This is a genomic window from Chryseobacterium sp. WG23, assembly GCF_024586575.1.
Taxonomy (GTDB): domain Bacteria; phylum Bacteroidota; class Bacteroidia; order Flavobacteriales; family Weeksellaceae; genus Chryseobacterium.
The window spans coordinates 22506-48547 of sequence record NZ_JALCZE010000004.1; the positions used below are offsets into that span (position 1 = coordinate 22506).

Sequence of the window (26042 nt, forward strand, 5' to 3'; positions counted from 1 at the left end):
ACAGATTAATGGAGGAAACGCTCCCTGCTGTGAGCCATGGGGAACCTGCCCTGATGGCTATAGACAATGCCAAGCCTGGGGTGCCTGCTTACCATTTTCAATCAAGTGCAAAGGTGAATAAAAAATATAAAAGAGGTCTTGAAGACCTCTTTTTCTTGTTTAAAAACTTTTTCAGAAAAAACTGCCCGAAGGCGGTTTCTTAATTTGAATATATTATATGAATACTTTTTAGTTTACATCCCAAATTAATTTTGTATTCATTTTATCTCCACCAATAGAAGCAGACGCAGCTTGATAATTCGCTGTATTTAATGTCTGTACATTAGTTGGATAGAAAATTCTGGTTGGTACATCTGTTAAGCCAGCAATAAGTGACGTAAATGTATAGGTAGTTACCCCCGTTGCGGATGGCTTATTAAGATTAGCCGTTTGCCCAGGCAATAACAATGTATTCGGGTATCCGGTTCTTCTATATTCTGACCAAGCCTCATTAGACTGCATAAATAATGCAATATACTTCTGTGTCATTACATTAGCTTTACTCGCTGCAGGAAGCGCGCCTACAAATGTATTGGCTTTAGCGGCATCAATTCCCCATCTTTCCATAGATGCTTTCACACCTTTTTCATAATGATCTTGTGACCAGCCATTCGCTTCTGATAGTAAGAATTCAACCTCTGCATACTCCATGAATATTTCGGTAGCACCAGGTTTTAGGATATTTTTACCAAAGAAACTTGAGGTACCTGCCTGACTTGAGGTTAATGTAGATGGTACACCATAAGGCATTCCTTGGATTTTGCTAATATCTGAAGCTTCGGCCATTGTCTGCTGTCTAATATCAGTTGCTGTCACCGTTGTTGGAGCTGCATATTTAAAAATTCTAGGATCTACCCCAAAAACTCCGGATTCTCCTTTAAGTAGCTGAACAAAAGTCTTTGAAACAGCAAAATCAGATCTGTCAATGTAGGTTGAAAAGAATGGTGATGGATTAACCAGATTACTTTCATAAGTTAAGCCCACAGTATCATCATTAGAAGTCATCACTCCTGAAGCGATAGCATCTGCAATATGTGCCTCTGCTCCCGGAACCACACCTTTTACTCGGGTTGCAATTCTCAATCTTAATGAGTTTGCAAATTTCTTAAGCTTAGCAGGGCTTTTAAACAATTGATCACCTTCAGAAAAAACGGTTGATGTAGAAAGATCAATCATTTCCGAAGCCTCTTTAAGCTCTTTTAAGACATCTGCATACACTTTTTGCTGTGTAGCAAATTTAGGTTGCAATGTTGCATCAATATTTAATGCCTGAAAGTCAGCATCCTTATTACCATAAGACCAATAAGGAATATCACCAAAAGCATCTGCAAGGTTAGCAAACACATAAGATAACATAATTCTTGAAGCTGCGATCTGGTTTTCATTACTTCCATAAGCCAACATTTTACCTTTTGATGCTGGATCAGTATTAAGGTCAATAATTTTCTTATAGTCCTGTGCTACGTAATAAGTCCTTGTCCACAACTGAGTTCCTGTGGTAAGTCTGTACTGATATCTGTCCTCTTCAGTATATATTCTTTGGGCAGAATATTGAACAAATGGGAGCATCATTCTCCCTGATACCCAGCCATCTCTTGTGAAATCCATGTACTCTTTGTTCCCGTTGTTGAACAACCCTGTTGGCAGAGGATTCTCTGTAGAATTCGGATTGACATCAATTTCATCAAATTTATCTGCACAGCTGTTAATTGCTAGAGACAAACCTACTACCGCTATTATAGAAAATATTTTTTTCATTGTAATTAAAATTTAAAATTCACATTAACTCCATACATCCTTGTAGATGGTAAAGAACCACCTTCTAACCCCTGAATATTACCTGACCCATAAGAAGTATTCTCCGGATCAACTCCCTTGAAGGCAAGATTCCATGCAAAAAGGTTTCTTGCAAATGCGGATACTCTTATTCCTTGAATAGAATTACCAATAAATGACTTTGGAAGATCATAAGATAAAGTAATGTCTCTTAACTTAATGTAACTTGCATCAAAAACATTCTGTGCATCAACGGTGTTATAATATGATTTCCCCCATGTTGGTGCATCTAATCGGATATCGTTAGGAGCTCCATTTTCTTTAACACCTGGAAGAATCACACCAGCCTCTCTATTTCCTCCAAGAGCAGTTTCCTCAAGCATCCCGTTATTCATTCCCCACATGTGAGTTGTTGAGAAGTATTTACCTCCCTGCTGAACATCAATCAGGAAAGATAATCCAAAACTTTTATATTTGAATGAGTTTCTGAATCCCATATTGTAATCAGGAAGTACTGAACCTAAAGGCTTAATCGCTGAAGCTTTATAACGTCCGGTTGCATCTACTACCTTATTCCCGTTGGCATCATATACAAAATCAGTTCCCAGAATTGTACCGTATGAATATCCAACCTGAGCAGCTAACTGTACTCTGAACGGAGCATTGGTCAGGATAAGATTTTCAAGATTACCTTGCAATTCTACAAGCTTGTTTCGGTTTCTCGTAAAGTTCCACGCAACATCCCATGAGAAATCTGCAGTTTTTATAGGAGTAATATTTACCGTCGCTTCGATACCTTTGTTAGTCATCTCTCCGGCATTGATTCTTTTAAATCCAAATCCTGTTGCAGGATCAATTGGTAACGGAATAATCAGATTTGTAGTTTTCACATCATAGTAAGTAACATCAAATCCTACTCTATTTTTGAAGAAGTTCATTTCTAGACCAATTTCCTTAGTAGTTTTCAAGTCAGGAGTAAGGTTGTTTTCTCCTTTAGTAGGGGGCATAGAATAAGTTGGGCTTCCCCAGAATGAATTTCCTATTGTTGCATAAGTTCCTCTAATATAAGGATCAGAACCTCCTGCAATTCTTGACCATCCTGCTCTCACCTTTCCAAAAGAGATCCAGTCTGTTTTAAGAAGCTTAGAGAATACGAAACTACCTGTTACGGAAGGGTAAAACTGATCATCATTTAGCATAGAGAACCAGTCATTTCTACCTGTAGCCTCTAAGAATAAAAAGTCTTTATATCCCAAAGACACCGATGCAAATAAACTTTTTACTCCTACGTGAAAAGATGAGTTAGTTGCACGTGCAATTTCTCTACTGTTCGATAAATTATATAAATCAGGAATAATTAATCCCCCAACAGAATTACCCTGCATGATATCCCACTTACGATTCATAATATTAAATCCTACAAAGGTACTTAAATTGAAATCTCCGAAATTATCATTGTAGTGTAATCTCCCTTCATAGTTGAATTCAGAGTTATTACTTTTTCTAAGATTATATTGAGATTGTGCCGCTGATCCAATAGCCACTCTTGAGGAAATGGTTTGTGAATAGGTATCTCCATATACCTTACCAGAAACATATACTTTCTTAGAAAAATTATACGTCAGCCCAGCATTTCCAAAGAATCTATTTCTGGTATCTGCAGAAGTATTTTCATAGATCGTCCAGTAAGGGTTATCAGAGAAGTTTGGAGTACCATCATTCCAAGCAGTCCTGTTCCAGGATCTCTGCATTCCATTTGGTAATTTATAATTTTGCAATTCTGAAAAATCAAGCTGTCTCTGTCCCCACTGGTAGAACTTCTGTGCTACAGAGTTATCCCCGTATCCTTGTTCTGGTCTGTTGAAACCATCGGTACGCACATAATTAAAAACTGCATCAGCTTTTAAATTGTCAGTCAATTTGGAATTAATATTTATACTGAAATTATCTTTCTTAATTTCAGAATTTGGTACAATACCGTTAATTTTTGTATTGGTATAGGATAGTCTTATATTTGTATTTTCGAATGATTTAGAAACAGAAATGTTATTGGTATAAGTTGTTCCAACTCTAAAGAAGTCATCAACATCTTTTCTAGGAGCAACCCACTGTTTCAGCTTCATATATTGATTAGGAAATTCAGGATCAAAAGAATCCCAGCCTAAGTAATATAAATTCGGGCCATATTTAGGACCCCAGCTTTCATCTGTTCCAAATTCAGGAAGATTATACGTTACCCCATCTATTTCCTGAGTTTGCAGTGCTAATTCTGAACCACCTCCATATAGGTTTTGTAATTTTGGTCTGATGTAAATAGATTCAAAGGAAACACCTGTATTAAACTGTACCTCAGTTCTCCCTTTTTTAGCTGATTTTGTAGTATAAATAATGGCTCCGTTTCCTGCTCTATATCCATATAAAGCAGCTGCCGGGCCTCCTTTTAAGACCGTTACACTTTCAATATCATCAGGATTAATATCAAATGTAGCATCTCCATAATCTCGACCTCCTGCTCCTCTTTGAGTATCATCATTATTAACATTTGAGTTATCTAAAGGAACTCCATCAACCACAATTAATGGACGGTTTTCACCAGTTAGAGAACTGATCCCTCTCATTGTAATTCTGGTAGACCCCCCCATAGAAGAAGGAGCTGTTACCTGGACCCCTGCGACATTTCCTGATAATGCACTTACAGCATTCGTTTGCCCGGCATCAGAAATAAGGTCTCCTTTGATTTCTTGAGAGGCATATCCAAGAGCTTTCTTCTCTCTCTTAATCCCCAATGCAGTCACCACTACACCCTCAATCTCTTTAGTCTGTGTGACGGTATCATTTTTCTTCTGCTGAGCACTTACAATAGCAACAGATGAAGACAATACCACTACAAGTAGACTCGTTGTTAGTTTCTTCATAATCAAATTTAATTTTGTATCCGTACAAATTTGTAAAACCTTATTAACAAGTCAAAGAAAAAAAATTAAAAAAATATAAAATACTCAATATAAAACGATAAAATATATTAATTAGTTAAAATTTTAAGTTAAAAACTTAAATAAACATCAATAAAACAAAGTTTCTTATTGTTTTTTATCAAAATTTAAATTTTAAATAATCTTATAAATAAATATAAAGTAAATCATCAGTAAAAAATATTGTATAACAATATATAATGAAAAAAATAAACAATGATTTAATGAAAAATAGAATTATACAGATCCCTGAAATTTACAATAATGAAGAAACAAGTACTATTATTAAATAAAAAAACCGCCAAAAGGCGGTTTTAATATGAATGTTAACTGAATGTGTGTTAAAATATGTTTACAGTATTAGTTGGTATCCCAAATTAATTTTGTATTCATTTGATCTCCACCAATAGAAGCAGACGCAGCTTGGTAATTCGCTGTATTTAATGTCTGAACTGTTGTTGGATAGAAAATTCTTGTTGGTACATCTGTTAACCCTGCAATAAGCGAAGTAAACGTGTATGTTGTTTGCCCAGCTGCAGAAGGTACATTCAGGTCAGCTGTTTGCCCAGGTAACAATAATGTATTAGGATATCCTGTTCTTCTGTATTCTGACCATGCTTCATTAGGCTGCATGAATAATGCAACATACTTCTGGTTCATTACATTTGCTTTATTAGCTGCCGGAAGAGCTGCTACAAATGTATCAATCTGATCAGAAGCTACACCCCATCTTTCCATAGATGCTCTAACTCCTTTTTCATAGTGATCCTGTGACCAGCCATTAGCTTCAGCCAATAAGAATTCTACTTCTGCATATTCCATAAAGATTTCAGTATAACCAGGCTTTAAGACATTTTTACCAAAATAACTTGATGAAGCAGCCTGGCTGGTTGCCAAAGTAGTTGGTACACCATATGGCATTCCTTTGATCTGGTTAATATCTGTAGCTTCAACCATATTCTGAGCTCTGATATTAGATGCCTTTACAGAAGTTGGAGAAGCATATTTGAAAATTCGTGGATCCACTCCAAAATTACCTTTTTCTCCTTTAAGCAACTGTACAAAAGTCTTTGAAATTGCAAAGTCTGATCTCTCAATATAGGTTGCGAAGAAAGGAGATGGGTTAACCAAGTTATTTTCATACGTTAATCCTACCGTATCATCATTAGACGTCATTACTCCTGAAGCAATAGCATCTGCAATATGAGCTTCTGCTCCCGGAATAACTCCTTTTACTCGGGTTGCTATTCTTAATCTTAGAGAGTTCGCAAATGTCTTCAATTTTGCAGGGCTACCAAACAATTGATCTCCATCCGTCAGGATAATATCCTGAGTACCATCGATCATTTCAGAAGCTTCTTTAAGCTCTTTTAAAATATCTGCATAGACTTTCTTCTGAGTAGCAAATTTAGGCTGTAAGTTAACATCAACATTTAATGCCTGGAAATCTGCATCTTTATTCCCATAAGACCAGTACGGAATATCCCCGAAAGCATCTGCTAAATTAGCAAATACGTAAGATAACATAATTCTGGATGCTGCGATCTGGTTTGCATTAGCTCCATAGTTGGCCATTTGAGCTTTAGTAGCCGGATCAGTATTCAGGTCAATGATCTTTTTGTAATCTTGAGCTACATAATAGGTTCTTGCCCATAATTGTGTACCCGTAGTAAGCCTGTACTGGTATCTGTCTTCTTCTGTATATTGTCTTTGTGCTGAATATTGAACAAACGGCAACATCATTCTTCCTGATACCCAGCCATCTCTTGTGAAATCCATATACTCTTTGTTCCCATTGTTGAACAACCCTGTTGGTAATGGATTCTCTGTAGAGTTTGGATTGGCATCTATTTCATCAAATTTATCCGCACAGCTGTTAAGCGCTAATGACAAACCTGCCAGTGTTAGTATTGAAAATATCTTTTTCATTGTGATTAAAATTTAAAGTTTACATTAACTCCGAATACCCTTGTAGATGGTAACGAACCTCCTTCTATTCCCTGAATGTTTCCTGATCCGTATGCTGTATTCTCAGGATCAATTCCTTTATTAGCTAAATTCCAAGCAAACAGGTTTCTTGCAAAAGCAGATACTCTGATTCCCTGAATAGAGTTTCCTATGAAAGATTTTGGCAAGTCATATGATAAAGTAACATCTCTTAACTTAATGTAGCTTGCATCAAAAACGTTTTGCGCATCCACAGTATTATAAAATGCTTTCCCCCATGTTGTTGCATCTAAATGAATATCATTTGGTGTACCGTCTTCTTTAACTCCTGGTAGGGTAATTCCTGCTTCTCTGTTTCCTCCAAGTGCAGATTCTTCAAGCATACCCGAAGACATCCCCCACATATTCGTTGTCGAGAAGTATTTACCTCCCTGCTGAACATCAATTAAGAATGACAATCCGAAACTCTTATATTTAAATGAGTTTCTGAATCCCATATTATAATCAGGTAGTACAGAACCTAAAGGCTTAATCTCGGAAGCTTTATAACGGCCTGTAGCATCTACTACTTTATTACCGGCAGCATCATATACATAATCAGTTCCTAAGATTACCCCATAGGAATACCCCACCTGAGCAGCAAGCTGGACTCTGAACGGTGCATTGGTCAAAATATAGTTTTGAAGATTTCCTTGTAGATCAACAAGCTTATTTCTGTTCCTTGTAAAGTTCCAGGTAAAATCCCATGAGAAATCACTGCTTCTGATAGGTGTAATATTCACCATGGCTTCAATACCTTTGTTGGTCATTTCCCCGGCATTGATTCTCTTGAATCCATATCCTGTAGCCGGATCAATTGGCAATGGAATAATAAGATCCGTAGATTTTACGTCATAATATGTAAAATCAAATCCAAATCTGTTTTTAAAGAAGTTCATCTCTAAACCGATCTCTTTTGTTGTTTTGATCTCCGGTTTGATTCCTTCTTCTCCTCTCGTATTAGGCATAGAATACACAGGACTTCCTCCAAACGGAGTATCTATCGATGCAAACGTCCCTCTGATATAAGGATCAGAGCCTCCTGCAATCCTTGACCATCCTGCTCTTAATTTACCAAAAGAGATCCAATCTACATTAGCAATTTTGGAGAACACGAAGCTACCCGTTACCGATGGATAAAACTGATCATCATTAAGCATTGAGAACCAGTCATTTCTTCCGGTTCCTTCTAAGAATAAAAAGTCTTTATATCCTAGTGAAACGGATGCAAATACACTGCGTACTCCAAAATGGTTAAATGCATTAGATGCACGTGGAGCTTCCTTACTGTTGGCAAGGTTATATAAGTTTGGAATAATTAATCCTCCTACAGATCTGCCTTCCAAAACATCCCATTTACGATCCATAATATTGAATCCTGCAAATGTATTTAAACTGAAATCACCGAAATTATCATTGTAGTGAATTCTACCTTCGTAGTTGAATTCAGAATTATTCCTTTTTTGAATAACATATCCTGATTGTGCTGCTGAACCAACAGCTACTCTTGATCTGATTTGCTGAGAGTAAGTATCTCCATATACCTTCCCTGAAACATACACTTTCTTAGAGAAATTATAGGTTAACCCTGCATTTCCAAAGAACCGGTGCCTGCTATCATCAGAAGTATTCTCATAAATAGTCCAGTACGGGTTATCTGAGAAGTTAGGAGTACCGTCATTCCAGGCAGTCCTGTTCCAGGATCTCTGCATTCCGTTAGCCAGTTTATAATCTTTCAGTTCTGAAAAATCTAGCTGTCTTTGTCCCCATTGATAAAACTTCTGCGCTACTGAATTATCTCCATAGCCCTGCTCCGGTCTGTTGAAACCTGCTGTATGGACATAATTGAAAACAGCATCTGCTTTTAATTTATCTGATAATTTTGAGCTAACATTTAAACTGAAGTTATCTTTCTTAATTTCTGAATTAGGTACAATACCATTAATCTTAGTATTGGTATAAGATAACCTTACATTGGTATTTTCAAATGATTTAGAAACTGAAACGTTATTGGTATATGTAGTTCCTACTCTAAAGAAGTCATCAACATCTTTATTAGGAGCTACCCACTTCTTCAGTTTCATGTAATCATTACTAAACTCAGGGTCAAATGAGTTCCAGCCTAAATATAATAAATTAGGATTGTATCTTGGTCCCCAGCTTTCATCGGTTCCAAACTCTGTAATATTATAGGTCTGGCCGTTAATATCTTCTGTAGGAAGTTCTGACTCTAATCCACCTCCATATTGATTTTGTAATTTGGGTCTGATGTAGATGGATTCAAAAGATACCCCTGTATTAAGCGTAACTTCCGTTCTCCCTTTTTTAGCTGATTTTGTGGTATAGATAATCGCTCCGTTACCCGCTCTATATCCGTATAGTGCTGCCGCAGGACCTCCTTTCAATACCGTTACACTTTCAATATCATCCGGGTTGATGTCAAAAGTTGCATCTCCGTAATCTCTTCCTCCAGCTCCTCTTTGAGTATCTACACTGTTAACATTTGAGTTATCTAAAGGAATTCCATCAATAACAATTAAAGGTCGGTTTTCTCCGGTAACCGAACTAATACCTCTCATGGTAATTCTGGTAGAACCTCCCATGGAAGAAGGTGCTGTAACCTGTACCCCTGCAACATTTCCCGACAATGCACTTACAGCGTTCGTTTGCCCTGCATCAGAAATAAGGTCCCCTTTGATTTCTTGAGAGGCATATCCAAGAGCTTTTTTCTCTCTCTTAATACCTAATGCAGTCACCACTACACCCTCAATCTCTTTAGTCTGTGTGGCGGTATCATTTTTCTTCTGTTGAGCACTTACAATAGCAACAGATGAAGACAATACCACTACAAGTAGACTCGTTGTTAGTTTCTTCATATCAAATTTAATTTTGTATCCGTACAAATTTGTAAAACTTTATTAACAACACAAAATAAATTCTTAAAAAATTATTAACTATTTAATAATTTTCAATCAAATAAGCATAAAAATTATTAAAATAAGTTAAAATTATTTTTTTTAACAAAAATTAAAAAAAAATTAAACATTTTTCTTCTAAAAATACTAACGAGTATTATTATTGATAATATTCATATAAGTATCAAATAAAATCAAACAATAAAATACTGTAAATGAGATAAATACAACAGTTTTCAACTTTTAAAACCATTAATAATTTTACAATTGCAATGCAATGCATATTTATTTTTTTTATCTTAAAATTCGAAAAAACATTCTACAAACCGCGAGCAACGCACTACAAACGCAATAAAAAATCATAAAAAACGTAAATAAATTAATGTAACAAAAGCACCAATATAGTACCATTAAGTAAAATTGTTTTTAGGTTAAAAAAAAGCAATTTTAAACCCTCTTGACAAATCATAAAAATCATATTATTATCGTTCATTTATTTTAATTCATGAACTTAAAAATGATTTATTTTCAGAATTTCAAAAAACAGATGAAACCTCTGTTTAATAGGTTTGTTTTTACTAATTTTACAGTCTTATGCAAGATATAGATACACAGTTATTACATAGGTGGTCAGACGCTTATATTGAAGCAGGATGTGACGAAGTAGGACGAGGCTGTTTAAGCGGGCCAGTGGTTGCTGCTGCTGTAATTTTGGATGACAGTTTTAAGCAAAATTTAGTTAATGATTCAAAAAAATTAACTTTTAAAACAAGAATGGAATTGGATGATTATATCAAGGACAATGTAAATACTTATGCCATCGCTGAACTGCCTCCTTCATTCATTGATGAACATAACATCCTCAATGCCAGCATCCATGCTATGCATCGCGCTCTGGATAAATTAGCAATCACTCCTGAACTTATTTTAGTAGATGGCAACAAATTCCATCCCTATAATTTTATTCCTCATCAATGTATTATCAAAGGAGATTCAAAAGTACTGTCTATTGCTGCAGCTTCTATTCTTGCAAAAAACTACAGAGACAGATTAATGATCGAGCTGCATGAAGAACATCCGGAATATGGCTGGGATACCAACTTTGGGTATGCTACAAAAAAACATCAGGAAGCTTTGATAAAGCATGGCCCCACAAAACACCACAGACAGTCATTCAGATTAAAGTATGATTAAAAGCAAAACCTTTGATTATCATCAGATTTACAATATAAAAAAAGAGAAGCAGTTAAACAGCTTCTCTTTTTTGTAGTCATATATATTAGACTATTTCTTTTTATTTCTTTGTTGCTCCTGAGCTTTTTGCTGATCCTGAGCTTTCTCCATCATTTCTCTCATTCTTTTTTGGAATTTACCTTCCGTTTTAGGCTTTTCTTTATTAGCCTGAATCTGAGCATGAATTTTCTTCTCATCCAGAATCACATACTTAATAACTAAGATAATTAAGATATTGATCGCATTCGATACGAAATAGTACCATGAAAGGCCGGACGCTGAAGTGTTAAGGAAGAATAGGAATGTAATCGGGAAAATATACATCAATACTTTCATATTTGGCATTCCTTCCTGCTGAGGCTGCTGCATATTTCCTGAAGTCATCACCGTATAAATTAAGATAACAATAGTACACGCCAATGCAAAAATACTCAAGTGATCTCCCAGGAAAGGAATTTTAAATGGCAATTTAATCAAATCGTCATAAGCTGTCAAATCTTTTGCAAACCAGAACCCCTGACCTCTTAAATCAATAAAGTTCGGGAAGAAACGGAATAATGCGTAGAAAATTGGAATCTGAACCAATGCGGGTAAACATCCTGCCATCTGGTTAACTCCGGCCTTTCTGTAAACCTCCATAGTAGCCTGTTGCTTCTTCATTGGGTCTGCATCTTTCAGTTTGGCATTTACCTCATCAATTTCCGGACGGATTACTTTCATCATCGCACTCAACTTATGCTGCTTATACATAATGGGTGACAAGATCAATTTTACAATAATAGTCATCAGGAAGATTACCCAACCTGCAGTTAATCCCCAATCAGCAATAAGGTTATACATCGGCATAAAGAACCCACGGTTCATCCATCCGATAAAAGACCATCCTAATGGAAGAATCTCATCAAAATTTTTATCGTAAGATTTCAATAATTTCAGATCCAGTGGCATAAAGTACCAGGTAAAGTCCTGATTCAGTTCACTTCCGGTCATCTGAACGAAACCTTCATAGTTTAATTTTTTCAGATACTCGCCTTCTTCCACCGACTCCTGGTTTCCTTTACTTTGTGTGAAACCATTCTTAGCCTCAATAACAGAAGTAAAGAACTGCTGCTTTACACCAATCCAGTTAAGGGTTTCTTTTTCCTCTTCCATGGTAGTTCTTCCATCATAATCATAATCTTTATAATTATTAAAAGCATAGGAGAATTCTGAATGAGACTGCTCCTGAGCTCTACCTTTTTCTAAGTTTCTTACACTATAATCCCAGATAAAATCTGCTTTGTTATCTGAAGTAATTTTAGAAAGTCCTTGTGTTCTTACTTTAAAATCTAAAGTATATTTTGGAAGCAATGTATAAATAAACTGAATAACAGCGCCGTTATAATCAGCTGTTAGTGTTACAGCATTTCCATTAACAGAAGGGGCAAAAACTAAATCTTTAGTGTTGACAACCTTTCCTGTTTTATCTTTAAACTGAAATCCGTAGTTTGAATTATTTTTATTGATCAGATATAGAGGAAGATCCGCCTGATCTGTTTTGTGGTCATATGCTTTGTATTCTGAAAGCTGTACTTTGGAAACCTGTCCTCCTAAACTTGAGAATTCTACATTCAGTTCTTTGTTAGACAGACTTGCTGTTTGGATGGAACCAGGAGTTACATTTGGATTGATATTACTTGCCTGAATTTGTTTTACCGGGTTTTTAACCTGTTCAGTTTTCTGCTGCTCAGCTTTTAACTGCTCTTCTTTCGCCTGCTTGTTCTGAAAATAGAACATAAAGCCGAAGAGAACCAGGCATAAAACCGCGAAACTAATCATTTGCTTCTTATCGATTCCGTTGTTTTGTTGCATTTTATTTTATATTAAAATTTTAAACTTAGGATGTACCTTTATATGTACATAATTTTGAGCTGACAAAAATACTGTTTTTTTATCAAAACTCTATGCTTTACTACGTTACTATATAATAAACTCAAGCTGAGAATAATCAGCCTGAGTTTATAGTAAGACGTTTATGATAAAATTTTACCTTATTTCTTTTTATAAGGACATTTAGTATTCTTTATTGGGAACAATGTAACATACTTACATTCTTTCCAAATACTAAAATATCTACTTAGATGTTTCACAAGCCTTAATGAAAGCTCTGAATAAAGGGTGTGGCGTTGCTACCGTACTCTTATATTCAGGGTGATACTGAACCCCTACATAGAATGGGTGACCAGGAAGTTCAAGAGCTTCTACCAATCCAGTTTCAGGGTTTGTACCTGTAGCCAGGAAGCCATTTTTTTCAAATTCCTGCAGATATTCACTGTTGAATTCATAACGGTGACGGTGTCTCTCGGAAATATTTTTACTTCCGTAAACATCAAATAATCTGGATCCGTTTTTCAAAGAACATTTCCATGCTCCAAGACGCATTGTTCCTCCTTTATCTACTACATTTTTCTGTTCTTCCATTAACGAGATCACAGGATCAGGCGTTGCTGTATCAAATTCTACTGAATTCGCTTTGGTATGTCCAAGAACATTTCTTGCAAATTCAATGGTCATGATCTGCATTCCCAAACAGATTCCCAACATAGGAATTTTGTTTTCTCTTGCATATTTTGCAGTAAGAACTTTCCCTTCTATTCCTCTGTCTCCAAATCCGGGAGCTACAAGAATACCGTTCACTCCTTTCAGAACATCCTTAATATTATCTTCTGTGATATCTCCACTGTATACCCATCTTACCTTCACTTCAGTTTCAAGATCGGCACCGGCATGTTTAAATGCCTCAGCAATAGAAATATATGAATCCTGAAGGGAAACATATTTTCCTACCAACGCAATTTCCACTTTTTTCTTAGGGTTCTGGAATTTCTTTAAGAAGTTCTTCCAGTCTTTAAGGTCAGCTGTTTTATCACTTTTCAGATCCAGTTCTTTCAACACTACATCGTCAAAATTCTGCTTCTGAAGATACATTGGAACTTCATAGATCGTTTCCAAATCTTTACATTCAATAACGTTTTCCAAAGCAACGTTACAGAATTGTGCCAGTTTTGCTCTTTGATCTTTAGGAATTTTATGCTCTGTTCTGCAAACCAAAACATCAGCCATAATTCCGCTCTCCATCAATTGGCGCACGGAATGCTGAGAAGGTTTTGTTTTTAACTCTCCACTTGAAGCCAGGTATGGCAATAATGTTAAGTGGATCACCATAGAATTACTCTCTCCCAATTCCCACTTCAGCTGACGAACAGTTTCAATGTATGGTAAAGATTCAATATCCCCTACTGTTCCCCCGATCTCTGTAATAATGATATCGTAGTTCTGTTTTGAAAGGATTTTAATTCTGCGTTTAATTTCGTTAGTGATATGAGGAATCACCTGCACTGTTTTTCCAAGGAAATCTCCTTTTCTTTCTTTTTCAATTACAGTCTGGTAGATTTTTCCTGTAGTAACGTTGTTGTTTTGAGAGGTAGGAGCATCAAGATAACGCTCATAGTGGCCTAAATCCAGATCCGTCTCTGCACCATCTTCGGTTACGTAGCACTCTCCGTGCTCATAAGGATTCAATGTTCCCGGGTCGATATTGATATAAGGATCAAGCTTTTGGATCGTTACATTAAAACCGCGTGATTTTAGCAATAGTCCCAGAGAAGCAGACACGATTCCTTTTCCCAAAGATGAAGTTACACCTCCTGTCACAAAGATGTACTTTGTATTCTTTTTACTCATTAGATTAGGTTTGTGCAAAGTTAGGGGAAAAAGAAACACAAAGCAATTTTGTTATGATTTTTTGTATTTTAGATGTTTAAATTAAAGTAATGTATAATAAAAAAAAACTAATAGAGGCAATAAAAAACTACCCTGAAAATAATTTTACAAAAAATATTATTATACCATTACTCCAAACATTAGGATACAATAAAGTAGAATTTTTCGGAGGAACTTCAGAAGAGGGAAAAGATATTGTTTTTTGGGAACAAGATCCAATGGGTGATATCTTCTTAAATGTTGCACAAGTAAAACACTTTAAATTTACTAATTCATCTAATAATTCTGGAAGTTTTCAAACGGTTGTTAATCAATTGTCAGTATGTTTTAATAAAAAAATTCCTCACTCAGATGGATTTACTCAAAAACCATGTAAAGTTTGGCTTATAACTACTCATGAAATCGACTCTAAAACTCTACTTACTTTTTATGATGAATCTCCAAACATACAAACAGATAAAGTAAGAATAATAGATGGAGCAAAACTAGCTGATTTAATTATAAAAAAGACACCAGAATTAATTAAAGAGTTATTAGGAATTGATTTTGAAATAAAAACTAAACTTACACCAAAATTTAGTAATGACATTCTTTTAAAAGCATTAGGGAAAGATAGAATTATTGATATCAAAATGATTTATACTGATGTTGATTTCTCAATTGGCAAACAAACAACTGAATTATTTTTCAATCATAGTTTTGAACCCCAAACAAAGACTATTACATTAAATTTTGAAGAATGGAACAAATTTCAAAATATTTGTATTGATATTCAAAGTGACTTTAATTTATCTTTTATTGAACAAGATCTGGTAGCCATAAAAATAAAATATGAAAAAAGCGAACAAAATTATAATGAAAACTTAGCCGAAATACAGCAGCTCCAAGAACAAGTAGACCATTTAAAAAGTGAGAATAGTACAAGTACAGAGATTATAAACAAAGAGAACGCAAAAATCAATCAGATAAAAAAAAATTTAAAGTCATCAATTGGTATAGAAGAGCGTCTTGAAATCGATAAATTGGATTCTAATATAAAATATAATAAAAATAAAATTTCAATAAATCAGAACTCCATTCAAAAATTATTTGACAGGCAAAAATCATTTAAAACGAAAAATGATAATTTTAAAGTTAGAATAAAGATTATTGGTGAAAATTTATGTGAACAAGTATTACAAAAACGAAAATATATTGAAAGTAATATAGAACTGATTAACAATAAAAAATATAATCAAAAAAAATTAAAAGATTTTATCAATAAATGTGACAACATTATAAATCAATGTTCACAAATTTTTGAATTTCAAAATCTTGATTTTAAAGAAACCTTAGGAACAAAATCTAATTATGCCTATGGAGAAAACCTTGATAACATAAGATTCAGACTTCCAATAAATGAAATTTTTGAAACTGGTTTAAATATTTCAGTCTTAGGAGAAGCTGGTGCAGGAAAATCAACAAGTCTTGAAATGTTTGCATATAAAAATCAAGAATCAGAAAAAAAAGTTTTCTTTCTACCATTAGGCTATATTATAAAAGACTTCAATATCAATATTTCTAAAGATAAAATTAATGGTTCCGAGTACATTGAAGAATTAATCATTTTCTATTTAAAAAAAGTTGAAATTTTCATAAACTTAATTGAGTTAAAAAAATATTTAGTTGATAAAAAGACGATAATTATTTTTGATGGCCTTGATGAAGCAATCAAACTTCAACCGAATTTGCCGAATTTAATTAAAGATTTTTCGGAAATCTATACTAAAATCCAAATTATTCTATCTTCTAGATATTATGGAGAGTATATTAATCAAATACCTTTTTTTTCAGTGACCCTTCTTCCTTTTACTGATAATCAAAGAATAGAGTTTATAAAAAAATGGTTTACAGAGCATAATGATATTTCTGTACAAAAAAAGGTTCTTAATCATCTTAACCAAAATGAAGAAATGAATAAAATTATTAGGAATCCATTATTAACTACAACATTGTGTATATTAGCTGAGAATGGTTTAAGCTTACCTACGACAGAAATAAGATTATATGAAAAAAGATTAAAACTATTCACGGGATATTATGATAATGTAAAGCATATTTCAACAAGAATATTTTCTTTACCCTCTTTACTTGAAAATATCTCTCAAAAAATAGCATTTTTTTTACATTCTTCCAATGTTCGAGAAATGGACCTAGAAAATATCACTAAAAATCTTTTAAAAACATTAAAGTATAAATATACTGAAACTGAAATAAAAAAAGGTATTGAGGAGCTAATTTCTCCATGCGAAATTCTTGTTCCTATGACTGGTAATAGAAATTATGGTTTTGGTCATTTAAGGTTTCAGGAACATTTAACAGCTAAAGAAATTGCTTCTAATAGAAAAATAGATTATTTTCAGTACATTAAAACAGAATGGTGGTACGGCCCTATATTACTTTATCTTCATATCAATAATGATTTTGAATTATTTATTAAAACACTAGGAAATCAAGGCTTAATAGATGCACCTATAATATCCTTTATATTTAACTCTATTAATGGTCCTATTGAATATTTAACTTCCGATCTTATTGAAAAATATCAACTTATGGAAACTGGAGATTTAAAAAATGATAATTATAAAAAATAGAGGAGATTCGATTTTAGAAAATCAGCCTGGACAAATGACCAAGTCAGTACCCGTCATTATTTCGGTATACATATTCAATCCAAATCACAAGGAGTCAACATATACCAATTGATGATTTTTGCAGCCGTATTATCATTATTCAGGAAAAGTAAATTTCTCAGGCTGAGAACTTTTAGAATAATAAAAACAAAAAAGGGTTTCCATGGAATTGGAAACCCTTTTATTTAAAATGATATACAATTATTGTTTTACCAATTCAAGGTAAACGTTGATATCAACATCTTTTGCTACTCCCGTTCCGGTAGGATCATATTTGATATTATAATCCAAACGGTTAATGGTGAATTTCCCCTGCAGTCCCATCACTTCTTTTCCATTCTTATTTTTTGTTATTCCGCCAAATGTTACAGGGATGGCAATTTCCTTCTGTACATCTTTAATGGTCAATTTTGCCTTCAAAGTATAGGGACCGTTTTTATCTTTTACTACAGAGGTTCCTTCCAATAATATTGAAGGATACTTACCTGCTCCAAAGAAATCATCACTTTTAAGATGTTTGTCTCTCATCTCCACACCAGTATTGATGGTTTCAGCCTCCACACTGATATCGAAGGCTGCATTTTCAAGATTGGCATTTTTTGTAGTTACCGTTCCGCTGAATTTATCAAATCGCCCCTGAACAAAACTGATTCCCATATGCTTAATCGTAAAGTTTACAGAAGAATGCATAGGATCAATAGCCCAGCTCCCTTGTGCAAAACCTGATACACTTAATAAAGCGAATACGAAGGATAAAAAAACTTTTTTCATTGTAATTATATTTTATATTACTATTTTAATTTAAACAAAGCTAATATATAAAAGATATTCTTGACATTGATGTATGTTAGTTTTTATTATTAAATCCCGTAAAACTTCGAAAGAAAAATGCATTTTTTTATAACTTCGCAGTATGGCAAAACTGAAAACAGCATATTTCTGTCAAAACTGTGGTTCTCAATACTCTCAGTGGATGGGACAATGCAAAAACTGTGGAGAATGGAATACATTAGTGGAAGAGGTGGTGGAAAAACCCTCTCATAAGACGCCTCCATTTTCCAAAACCAAACAGCATGTGATCAATATCATTGAAGTGGAAACCAGTGAAGAACCGAGAATAAAAACCCCTTCCGAGGAACTGAATCGTGTACTGGGAGGTGGGATCGTTTTAGGATCGGTTACTCTTATTGGCGGGGAACCCGGAATTGGAAAATCTACGCTTCTTCTTCAGCTTGCCTTAAAAATGAAGAAAAAAGTCTTCTATGTTTCCGGTGAGGAAAGTGCTTCTCAAATTAAAATGAGGGCAGACAGGCTTACGGATGTTCAAAATCCAAACTGTTTTCTTTACACCGAAACATCATTGGAAAAAATTCTTCATGAAGCTAAAAAACTGGAACCTGATTTTATCATTATTGATTCTATTCAGACGCTGCAGTCTCAATTGATTGAAAGCTCACCCGGAACAGTTTCTCAGATCAGGGAATGTTCCAATGAAATTATTAAATATGCCAAGGAAAACAGTACGCCTGTATTCCTGGTAGGGCACATCACCAAAGACGGGCAAATTGCCGGTCCTAAGGTGCTGGAACATATGGTAGATGTAGTTTTGAACTTCGATGGGGACAGGAATCATCTTTTCAGGTTACTGAGGGCCAATAAAAACCGTTTTGGTTCCACTTCTGAAATTGGCATTTACGAGATGATCTCTCAGGGATTAAAGGAAATTAAAAATCCTTCTGAAATTCTGATTACCAAGAAGTTTGAAGAACTTTCCGGTAATTCAGTAGCTGTAACGCTGGAAGGAAACCGCCCGATGCTATTGGAGATCCAGGCTTTGGTAAGCACTGCTGTATATGGAACACCACAGAGAAGTTCCACAGGCTTTGATTCAAAAAGGCTGAATATGCTGTTGGCCGTATTAGAAAAAAGAGCAGGTTTTCAACTTGGAGCTAAGGATGTTTTCCTTAATATTACCGGAGGTATAAAGACGGATGATCCGGCTCTTGATCTGGCGGTGATAGCCTCCGTTCTTTCATCCAATGAAGATATTGCCATTTCTGAACACTTCTGTTTTGCCGGAGAAATTGGGTTAAGTGGAGAGATCCGTCCGGTAGCTCAGATAGAACAGAGAATCACTGAAGCCGAAAAACTGGGCTATGAAAAAATATTTGTTTCCAATCTTAATAAAATACCAAAAAGAAAATTTGGGATAAAAATTGAGGAAGTGAGTAAAATTGAAGATTTCCATGAAAGACTTTTTTAGAATAAAATAAAAAATGCAGCTCGAAAACATTCAGAAGTTTGTCCTGGTATTGCTTTATGGCGGACTAACCTTGCTCTCATTTACGGTATTGATAAATCCTATGCGGGTCAACAGGAAAGCCAATTTCTTTTTTGGAATGTTTTTATTGTTGTGGTCCAGCTATTGGGTCCAGGATATTTTAAGTTTTTGCGGAATTCCCGCTGAGCCGTTTTTTATCTATTCACTGTATACTGTACAGATATTTACTCCTATACTTTTATTTTTCAGCGTTATCTATTTTATTAATCCTAACTATACATTTAAAGCGAGGGACCTGGTTTGTTTTATCATTCCTGTTATCTATTGGATATTATTATTCTATTTAGATAACAATCCGATCATTCGCATTACAGTACTATTGATAGATGTTTCTCATAACCTGCCCTATATCGCTATCATTTATTTTAAAATAAGGAAACATCAGAGAAGAATTAAAACAATTTCTTCCAACACAGAGAATATTGATCTGCAATGGCTTATTAAATTAAGTTTTCTGCTTTTTATAATGATCATCATCACGGTTGGTTACGAGTTGTTTAATACTTTCGTGTACAAAATGCATCAGCATCTGGTTATGGACCTGTTATTTTTATTCATTGTCTACAGCACGCTCTATTATGTGCTTCGCCAACAGGAAATTTATCCCATAAATAAGGAACAACGGGATGAGTTATTAGCCATTGAAATAGAAAATGAACAGGAAGTGACAGAAAGGAAGAAATTAATTTCCGACCATGAATTTGAAACTCTGAAACTGAAGCTAAATGTTTTAATGGAAACGGAAAAACCTTATCTGGATGGCGATCTTAACCTGCTTAAACTTTCTGATCTGGCCCAAGTGAATGCCCATCAGCTTTCTTATCTTCTGAACAACGGCTTTAATGAAAATTTCTTTCATTTTGTTAATAAATACAGAATAGAACATGCTAAAAAATTATTAACAAATGAGTCTTTTAAAAAGCTTTCCGTCTTGGGGATTGCATTTGAATCCGGGTTTAATTCTAAAACAGCCTTTAATACTATTTTTAAAAAAATGACCGGAATGACGCCTACTGAATTTAGAAAAAAGCAGGAAGGGGTTTAAATTTAAAAGTATTTACCTGTGAAATATTTTCCATTCACATTTAATTCCTACCTTTAAAATATGAATTATCTGGCTCATTCTTTTCTATCCTTTACTGACGGACAGATCGTAGGACAATTTCTTGAAGATTTTATCCGGAATAAAGACCGCTTTTCTTTCCCTAAAAATATCCAGGACGGAATTACTTTGCACAGAGCCATTGATACCTTTACAGACTCCCACCCGGCCATTCATGAAGCAAAAAAGGTATTTGCTCCCCTGGTAAGGTTGTATGCAGGAGCCTTTGTAGATGTTTCCATGGATTATTTTGTAGCCACAGATCTTTCCCTAAATTCTTTAGCAGAATGGAAAGCCCATTCACTGAAGGTTTACAGGGTACTGAATGAGCATCAGGAATGGCTGCCTGAGAATTTCAAAAAAATGCTGGTAAAAATGGAGCATGACGACTGGCTTTATAATTACCGTGAAGACTGGGGGATAAAATTCAGCATTCAGAATGTTCTTAATAAAGCTAAATATCTGGAAAAAAACATTCCTGTTTTTGAAGCTTTCTTAGAGAATAAAAATACCCTGCAGCAATGTTATGATGATTTTTTTCCGGACCTGCTTGCTCATGCAAAAGGAATTAATACCTTGCTTCAGCTTGAAGGTTAATTTATAAAAAAAAGCTACATCCTGCTGTACCTGTTTATAATTTTTATCTTTTATAGCGCAATCGGAATTTAAAACTGTTTATACAGATAGCGGTTAGGATATGACAACTTTTCACTCTTCCGCTGACCATCCATTATAATATGAACAATATTAATCTGATCATCAAACAGATTATACAGAAAACTGACAGCCGTTTCTATCTTTTTAGGATTCGTTACCGGCTCTGATTCCAGGAAGATATTGACGGATTCCTGATCTTCTTCATAGCCAATATAACTGATTTTCAGAAACATGCCATCGGCTTTTAGTTTAAAATACTCCAGGCAATATTTTTGTAAGGCTTCGTTCAGCCTTGCTTTGTATTTTTCATCATTAAAATGAAATGAGTTCCCATACTTCTTACTCAACCCGTTTTCCAGATCATCTAAGAAAAACCTTCCGGCTACCTCAAATGTTTTTGATTTTGAGTTATAATTTATTTCTACCGAACCTACATGATAAGGATGTACATTTTCAGCTCTGAAACTCTGACAAATAACTGTTAGCGATAAAAAAAATATTAAAAAAAATTTACCCGGCATTACTTCTGTTTTTTTGACAAATATAAAAAAAGCAGCAGTTATAAAACTGCTGCCCCGTTATTATTATAATCTGACTGACATTTACTGCTTAACCACTTTTTTAGTGATTGTTGTATTGTCATTCAATGCAATTGTAAACATATAGACTCCTTTTACCAATGCTGAGACATCAATTTTATTTGAATCTTTTGTAACATTTGCCGTCTTAACCAACTTTCCGGATGCATCATGAATAGTTACCAAAGCTTTAGAGTAATTTCCTAACATAACACTCACAACATCCTTAGCCGGGTTTGGAGTGATATTCACTGTAGAATTCAGTTTAACATCTACTGTTCCCAATGCAGAGTTTGTTCTCACAAAGTATCCACCAAAACCTGCAGACTGAAAGCTTACTTCCCAATATTGGTAAGTATCATTCCACACCACATCAGCCGCATTAGGAGTAATAATTGTTGCTGCACTTCCAAAAGAAGCTACAGTACCTGTGTTTCCGGCACTAGTTCCTGTATATTTTTCCACTATTACATTCGCTTTATTGGCAACATCTGTAGGTGAAGTTGGCAATTTCAGTACGTTTGTTGCATTATAGGCGTCAAAATCCGCCTGTTTAAAATATAACGTTACTTTTCCTGTTGCTGTTGCTGCATCTGTAGCAGGATTAATCTCATATCTTCTTGAAACATAATTAGGCTGTACATTATCAACCCATACTTTTGATGTTACATTTCCTGTCATTGTACTTGCGGTTTCTTTTTCAACTCTGGCAATCAGCTGGCAGGCATTCGTAAAATAATTATATCCTGCAGCTACAGCACTTGCTTTTGTCTGATTAGCAGTAGCCAGAGTTTTCACTTCTGCTACATTTTCATAAATGGTCGCTCTCATTTTAAGATCAAAAGTTCTTGCTGTCCAGCTTGTTCCGTCCGTTGAAGTTTTGCTGCGTCCGCTTACTGCAATAGATTCATTTTTTATAGCAATTCTTCCGGCAAGACCATTGATTACAATATAAAAATCTTTTCCTGTTACCATCTGAATATTCAGAGACGACAGATCAACATAATTCCAGGTAAATCTCTGAGTATTGGTTAGCCATGAAGAAATTGTTTTTGTAGCAATAATATCTCCCGGATCTCCGTTAGCATTTACTTTTCTTACCTGAATATCAACCGCAAGATCACTAGGAAGCGTTCCTGAGCCTGTTGAGAATGAGAATCCTCCTAATTTACCTGTCAGGGTTGGTGTATATCTAACGGCTAATGCAGTATTATCAAAATTACTGTTAGCGCTGTTACTTTCTGTATTCACCACCACATAAGGTTCATCATATGTTACGATCTCAAAATTAGATGCTACACATCCTAATTCGGAAGTAACGGCTTTATAGATATCTAATTTTCCATATCCCCATCTTGCATTTGGGACAGTTCCTGTTGCTCCGTCTTTTCTCGCATTGGAAGTAAGACGGGCTTTCACCTGTGCTGCTGTTAAAGCTGGATTTGCCTGAAGTAACAAACCTACTGCTCCCGCCACTCCCGGTGAAGACATACTTGTTCCTTGATTTTTCACATAATAATCAGTTCCAATAATAATATCTGTAGTTCCCGGAGCCGAATTACTGGACCTTGATGAGATTACATTTTGCCCTGATGCCGTAATCTCCGGCTTCTGAACACCATCTACTCTTGGCCCCTGTGAGCTGAATGCAGAAATTAATTCCTGTGGCGTAGTGGTAAGATAACCTCCCACAGAAGAATACCAGCTGCCTCGTCCCATATATGAAGCTACAGTAATTGCATTAGATGCATTTCCCGGAGAACCAACAATATATTCATTATCTCCGTTTTGTAGCGTGGTAGCAACTCCCTGGCTGCTAAGCCATCCATGGGTACTAATCGTTTGGGTTCCGTTATTGGTAATTTCCAGCGTATACGTTCCCTGGCAATTAGCCGTAGATCCGGTAACCCTATTGACCACTAGCTGAACATAACGTTTGTTATTATCTGATCCCCAATAGTTATACATAGTAGCCGTAAATCCACCCCCCAGGATACTATGCGTGGTATTTGTACTTATATTCTGTGTATACTGCTGGCCATCAGGAGCTGTTAATTTTGCAGTAACTGCTGTATTATCATTAGCATACATGATAAAGCTGAATACCGAGGCAGCAGAAGTATTACTTGCTACTGTAAAAGTATAAGACTGTGCAGCACTTGCTTCTATATCAACTTTTCTATGAAGATTGGCACCATAATCATTGCCTGCTGAAATAACAACTACTCTTCCTGGTCCTGAAGATGTAAAATTGTTAACAGCAACTTCATGGGAAGATGTTCCGTCATGAGCACTTCCCTGCCCACCGATACTCATATTGACAACGATAGGTTTGTTTAATGCGGTGGCTACATTCTTAAAATACGTTAAAGCATTAATGGTATTCGTAGTAGGAAAGGATCCGTTTCCTCCTTTTACAAATACAATATCGGCATCGGATGAGAATCCCTTATGTCTTTTATCTGCGAAAGCGGCACCGTTTCCTGCAGCAGTACCTGCTACGTGGGTTCCGTGTCCGTTAATATCATTTTCACGAACAAAACCTGCCGGAGTACCGTCCAGTTCATCTTCAATCTGAGCTCTGGTATACTCCACTCCTGTTGCAAATCCTGTCGGAGAGACCTCACTTCCCTGTGCCGTTAGAGTCTGATCCCAAATAGAAACAATTCTACTTTTTGTCTGATCATCAGCTTTTCTGAAATCAGGATGCTTCCAGTCAATCCCGGTATCATAAATTCCTACTAAAACCCCCGTTCCATTATAAGCTGTATTATTGAAAGCCCCATCCTGTAAAAGGCTTGCCCCGGACTGTGCTCTGCTCACATCATTATGAAGCTCGTCAAAGGTAGGAGCCATTACAGAAGTTACATAGGAAAGTTTTGTAAGTTTATCAATGTCCTCAAGACTTACCAATGCCGTAGAAAAAGTAGGAAGCTGGGTCTGTACTAAAAAGCCATCTGCTTTCAATTTTTCCGGATTTTTAGTATAAATAATACATGAATACATGGTCTGAGCTCCTTTAGAGGTCACCACCAGATGCTGATCCAATTTCATATCAGCATGTTCCAATCCTTTTATAGGATTTCCTTTTAATAGGCTCTCTTTATTTTTTAACAAAATATCAAAGCGAGAGTCTAATTTTTGTACCTGCCCGTAAAAAGCATAAGAATACAATCCTAAAAAAGCAGCTGTAGCATTTCTAAGAAGCTTCGCTCCTCCACGTGAAATGTTTACTTTTGCAAAGAGTAATTTTTTAAAATCCATTTTCATTTATTTAACACTACAATTATACAATTTTTATCTAATTAAATATTAATGCATAATATTAATAACTCAACAAATCGTATAGTATTAAAAATTCAACAATTAAATCAATTTAACATAATAATAAAAACTAAATAATCTATTGTAAAAATGCAGGATTTTCTATTCTATTTAAACCTTGGATGGGAGCATATTATTTCCCTTGATGCATTAGACCATCAGCTTTTTGTTCTGGCATTGATTGCTGTATATTCTTATACTGACTGGAAAAAGATTCTGATTCTTGTAACAGCATTTACCATTGGACACTCTATCACACTGGCTTTAAGTATTCTGGATGTTTTCAGGGTTCCTTCCGACTGGGTTGAATTTTTAATTCCGTTGACTATTGTTGTAACCTCGCTGGATAATATTGTGATGAAAAATCAAAAGCAAACTTTAATGCGTGCCAATTACTATCTTGCCTTGATCTTTGGTCTGATCCATGGTATGGGTTTTGCGAATACGGCGAGAGTAATGATTGCAAAAAGCCAGGGTATTGCCATTCCGCTTCTTGGTTTCAATATCGGCCTGGAGCTAGGACAAATCATCATTGTTTTTGCAATTTTAATCATTCTTTTTATTTTGCTTAAAATTTTCAAGGTCAATAAAAAGGATTGGGTATTGTTTGTTTCTTCGGGAGTATTTGCATTATCTCTAAAAATGGCATTGGAAAGAATTCCTTTTTAACCTTGAAATATTTTCA

The 26042-nt window shown here is 35.1% G+C and carries 16 protein-coding genes; 7 read left to right on the top strand and 9 right to left on the bottom strand.

Going from position 1 to position 26042, the window contains the following annotated elements:
* Nucleotides 1-8: 8 nt before the first annotated feature.
* Nucleotides 9-203 carry a hypothetical protein gene (locus MP477_RS07120; RefSeq protein ID WP_257189764.1) on the top strand — a complete coding sequence of 65 codons (195 nt, stop codon included), beginning with the start codon at nucleotides 9-11 and terminating at the stop codon, nucleotides 201-203.
* Nucleotides 204-228: 25 nt separating this feature from the next.
* On the opposite strand, the gene MP477_RS07125 is transcribed toward MP477_RS07120, so the two are convergent.
* From MP477_RS07125 to MP477_RS07140, 4 genes are all read right to left on the bottom strand, one after another.
* Complete coding sequence (locus tag MP477_RS07125; RefSeq protein ID WP_257189765.1) at nucleotides 229-1797, bottom strand: SusD/RagB family nutrient-binding outer membrane lipoprotein; 1569 nt, start codon at nucleotides 1795-1797, stop codon at nucleotides 229-231.
* A gap of 5 nt (nucleotides 1798-1802) precedes the next feature.
* The gene (locus MP477_RS07130; RefSeq protein ID WP_257189766.1) at nucleotides 1803-4730 is read right to left on the bottom strand and encodes a SusC/RagA family TonB-linked outer membrane protein; all 2928 of its coding nucleotides are present in this window, start codon (nucleotides 4728-4730) and stop codon (nucleotides 1803-1805) included.
* Between the two features lie 417 nt (nucleotides 4731-5147).
* On the bottom strand, nucleotides 5148-6716 hold the full coding sequence (locus MP477_RS07135) for a SusD/RagB family nutrient-binding outer membrane lipoprotein (protein ID WP_257189767.1): 1569 nt from the start codon (nucleotides 6714-6716) through the stop codon (nucleotides 5148-5150).
* Nucleotides 6717-6721: 5 nt separating this feature from the next.
* On the bottom strand, nucleotides 6722-9649 hold the full coding sequence (locus tag MP477_RS07140) for a SusC/RagA family TonB-linked outer membrane protein (protein WP_257189768.1): 2928 nt from the start codon (nucleotides 9647-9649) through the stop codon (nucleotides 6722-6724).
* A 633-nt stretch (nucleotides 9650-10282) separates the two neighbouring features.
* On the opposite strand from MP477_RS07140, the gene MP477_RS07145 reads away from it, so the two are divergent.
* Entirely contained in the window at nucleotides 10283-10882 is a 600-nt protein-coding gene (locus MP477_RS07145) for a ribonuclease HII (protein ID WP_257189769.1), read from the top strand.
* A gap of 90 nt (nucleotides 10883-10972) precedes the next feature.
* Here the strand turns inward: MP477_RS07145 and yidC are convergent, their stop codons facing one another.
* Nucleotides 10973-12772 (bottom strand): membrane protein insertase YidC, encoded by a 1800-nt coding sequence (gene yidC, locus MP477_RS07150; protein ID WP_257189770.1) that lies wholly within the window; start codon nucleotides 12770-12772, stop codon nucleotides 10973-10975.
* Nucleotides 12773-13033: 261 nt separating this feature from the next.
* Nucleotides 13034-14644 (bottom strand): CTP synthase, encoded by a 1611-nt coding sequence (locus tag MP477_RS07155; protein ID WP_257189771.1) that lies wholly within the window; start codon nucleotides 14642-14644, stop codon nucleotides 13034-13036.
* A gap of 89 nt (nucleotides 14645-14733) precedes the next feature.
* Between MP477_RS07155 and MP477_RS07160 the strand changes: the two genes are divergently transcribed.
* Nucleotides 14734-17316, top strand: coding sequence for a hypothetical protein (locus MP477_RS07160; protein WP_257189772.1), 2583 nt, complete (start codon nucleotides 14734-14736; stop codon nucleotides 17314-17316).
* A gap of 240 nt (nucleotides 17317-17556) precedes the next feature.
* Here MP477_RS07160 and MP477_RS07165 read toward each other — a convergent pair whose 3' ends face one another.
* Nucleotides 17557-18126: a YceI family protein gene (locus MP477_RS07165; RefSeq protein WP_257189773.1), complete on the bottom strand. Its 570-nt coding sequence runs from the start codon at nucleotides 18124-18126 to the stop codon at nucleotides 17557-17559.
* Nucleotides 18127-18268: 142 nt separating this feature from the next.
* Between MP477_RS07165 and radA the strand changes: the two genes are divergently transcribed.
* The 3 genes from radA to MP477_RS07180 are packed head-to-tail and all read left to right on the top strand — an operon-like array spanning nucleotide 18269 to nucleotide 21395.
* Nucleotides 18269-19618 carry a DNA repair protein RadA gene (gene radA, locus MP477_RS07170; protein WP_257189774.1) on the top strand — a complete coding sequence of 450 codons (1350 nt, stop codon included), beginning with the start codon at nucleotides 18269-18271 and terminating at the stop codon, nucleotides 19616-19618.
* Between the two features lie 13 nt (nucleotides 19619-19631).
* Nucleotides 19632-20741, top strand: coding sequence for a helix-turn-helix domain-containing protein (locus MP477_RS07175; RefSeq protein ID WP_257189775.1), 1110 nt, complete (start codon nucleotides 19632-19634; stop codon nucleotides 20739-20741).
* Between the two features lie 60 nt (nucleotides 20742-20801).
* On the top strand, nucleotides 20802-21395 hold the full coding sequence (locus tag MP477_RS07180) for an ACP phosphodiesterase (RefSeq protein WP_257189776.1): 594 nt from the start codon (nucleotides 20802-20804) through the stop codon (nucleotides 21393-21395).
* 68 nt (nucleotides 21396-21463) lie between these two features.
* Here MP477_RS07180 and MP477_RS07185 read toward each other — a convergent pair whose 3' ends face one another.
* Nucleotides 21464-21976: a DUF6702 family protein gene (locus MP477_RS07185; protein ID WP_257189777.1), complete on the bottom strand. Its 513-nt coding sequence runs from the start codon at nucleotides 21974-21976 to the stop codon at nucleotides 21464-21466.
* An 81-nt stretch (nucleotides 21977-22057) separates the two neighbouring features.
* Complete coding sequence (locus tag MP477_RS07190; RefSeq protein WP_257189778.1) at nucleotides 22058-25297, bottom strand: S8/S53 family peptidase; 3240 nt, start codon at nucleotides 25295-25297, stop codon at nucleotides 22058-22060.
* A 150-nt stretch (nucleotides 25298-25447) separates the two neighbouring features.
* Here MP477_RS07190 and MP477_RS07195 point away from each other — a divergent pair, with 150 nt between their 5' ends.
* Entirely contained in the window at nucleotides 25448-26026 is a 579-nt protein-coding gene (locus MP477_RS07195) for a HupE/UreJ family protein (RefSeq protein ID WP_230038143.1), read from the top strand.
* Nucleotides 26027-26042 lie beyond the last annotated feature (16 nt).

Bases quoted from the DNA above. Each gene is read 5' to 3' on its own strand.
- MP477_RS07120 (WP_257189764.1), top strand. From the start codon at position 9: ATGGAGGAAACGCTCCCTGCTGTGAGCCATGGGGAACCTGCCCTGATG.
- MP477_RS07125 (WP_257189765.1), bottom strand. From the start codon at position 1,797: ATGAAAAAAATATTTTCTATAATAGCGGTAGTAGGTTTGTCTCTAGCA.
- MP477_RS07130 (WP_257189766.1), bottom strand. From the start codon at position 4,730: ATGAAGAAACTAACAACGAGTCTACTTGTAGTGGTATTGTCTTCATCT.
- MP477_RS07135 (WP_257189767.1), bottom strand. From the start codon at position 6,716: ATGAAAAAGATATTTTCAATACTAACACTGGCAGGTTTGTCATTAGCG.
- MP477_RS07140 (WP_257189768.1), bottom strand. From the start codon at position 9,649: ATGAAGAAACTAACAACGAGTCTACTTGTAGTGGTATTGTCTTCATCT.
- MP477_RS07145 (WP_257189769.1), top strand. From the start codon at position 10,283: ATGCAAGATATAGATACACAGTTATTACATAGGTGGTCAGACGCTTAT.
- yidC (WP_257189770.1), bottom strand. From the start codon at position 12,772: ATGCAACAAAACAACGGAATCGATAAGAAGCAAATGATTAGTTTCGCG.
- MP477_RS07155 (WP_257189771.1), bottom strand. From the start codon at position 14,644: ATGAGTAAAAAGAATACAAAGTACATCTTTGTGACAGGAGGTGTAACT.
- MP477_RS07160 (WP_257189772.1), top strand. From the start codon at position 14,734: ATGTATAATAAAAAAAAACTAATAGAGGCAATAAAAAACTACCCTGAA.
- MP477_RS07165 (WP_257189773.1), bottom strand. From the start codon at position 18,126: ATGAAAAAAGTTTTTTTATCCTTCGTATTCGCTTTATTAAGTGTATCA.
- radA (WP_257189774.1), top strand. From the start codon at position 18,269: ATGGCAAAACTGAAAACAGCATATTTCTGTCAAAACTGTGGTTCTCAA.
- MP477_RS07175 (WP_257189775.1), top strand. From the start codon at position 19,632: ATGCAGCTCGAAAACATTCAGAAGTTTGTCCTGGTATTGCTTTATGGC.
- MP477_RS07180 (WP_257189776.1), top strand. From the start codon at position 20,802: ATGAATTATCTGGCTCATTCTTTTCTATCCTTTACTGACGGACAGATC.
- MP477_RS07185 (WP_257189777.1), bottom strand. From the start codon at position 21,976: ATGCCGGGTAAATTTTTTTTAATATTTTTTTTATCGCTAACAGTTATT.
- MP477_RS07190 (WP_257189778.1), bottom strand. From the start codon at position 25,297: ATGGATTTTAAAAAATTACTCTTTGCAAAAGTAAACATTTCACGTGGA.
- MP477_RS07195 (WP_230038143.1), top strand. From the start codon at position 25,448: ATGCAGGATTTTCTATTCTATTTAAACCTTGGATGGGAGCATATTATT.